Origin of the sequence: Mesorhizobium sp. WSM3866 (assembly GCF_002294795.1) — a bacterium.
Classification (GTDB): Bacteria; Pseudomonadota; Alphaproteobacteria; order Rhizobiales; family Rhizobiaceae; genus Mesorhizobium.
In genome coordinates, this window is the sequence record NZ_NSGC01000062.1 from 1 (window position 1) to 1,060 (window position 1,060).

The following is a 1,060-nucleotide window of genomic DNA, read 5'->3' on the forward strand; positions in this document are numbered from 1 at the left end:
CTAGAGCATCTTTGATGAACACAGAGTCGGTTTGAGGACCTTCACGCGATAGATCCTGTCTGATTCACTGTCCCGGTGATTTGCGAGGAGGTGATGATGACGAGGAGCCTGAGCGCGGACCTTCGTGGGCGCGTGATTGCGGCCATTGAAGACGGGGTTTCGACGCGGGAGGCGGCGCGTCGCTTCCGGATCGGTATTTCGACGGCCGGGAGTTGGTATCGCCGCTATCGCGAGACCGGCGAGATGGAAGCGCGCAAGCAGGGCCAGCCGGCGCGTTCGAAGCTCGATGCGCATGAGGCCTTCATTCTTGGCCTCATCGAGCACGCGCCGGACATCACGCTTGCCGAGATCGGGGAGCGCCTTGCCGCCGAGTGCGGCGTTCGGGTAGCGCCGTCCACGGTCTGGCTGTTCCTCGAGCGTCGCGGCATCACGTTTAAAAAAAGACGGCGCACGCCGCCGAACAGCAGCGCCCCGATGTCCTGCGCCGCCGCAGGACCTGGTTCGATGACCAGCTCGATCTCGACCCCGAGAGGCTGATCTTCATCGATGAGACCGCGGCTTCCACAAAGATGGCGCGGTTGCGCGGACGCAGCCTGCGCGGCGAACGATGCCGGGCGGCCGTTCCTCACGGCCATTGGAAGACCACCACCTTCACGGCCGGCCTGCGGCTGGGCGGCTTGGCGGCGCCAATGCTGCTCGATGGCCCTATGAATGGTTCTGCCTTCCTCGCCTATGCGGAGCAGGTCCTTGCACCCGAGCTTCGCCCCGGCGACATCGTGGTCATGGACAATCTACCGGCCCACAGGATCAGCGGGGTGCGCGAGGCGATCGAGAAGGTTGGCGCGCGGCTCCTGTTCCTGCCGCCATACTCGCCCGACTTCAACCCGATCGAGATGGCTTTCTCGAAACTCAAGGCCCTCCTGAGAAAGGCTGCAGCCCGAACCATCGACGAACTCTGGTCGGTCGTGGCCAACTGCCTCGCAGCTTTCACAGCCGAGGAATGCAGGCACTATTTCGAGGCAGCCGGCTATGACCCGGAGTAAGTCGAATCTGCTCTAGC

At 63.5% G+C, this 1,060-nt stretch carries 1 protein-coding gene; it reads left to right on the forward strand.

Going from position 1 to position 1,060, the window contains the following annotated elements:
* Window positions 1–96 precede the first annotated feature (96 nt).
* Window positions 97–1,043 (forward strand): IS630 family transposase gene (locus CK222_RS31430; protein ID WP_245433425.1). Its coding sequence is split into 2 segments (ribosomal slippage): window positions 97–436 and window positions 436–1,043, totalling 948 coding nucleotides; the frame shifts between segments, so codons are not numbered across the junction.
* Window positions 1,044–1,060 lie beyond the last annotated feature (17 nt).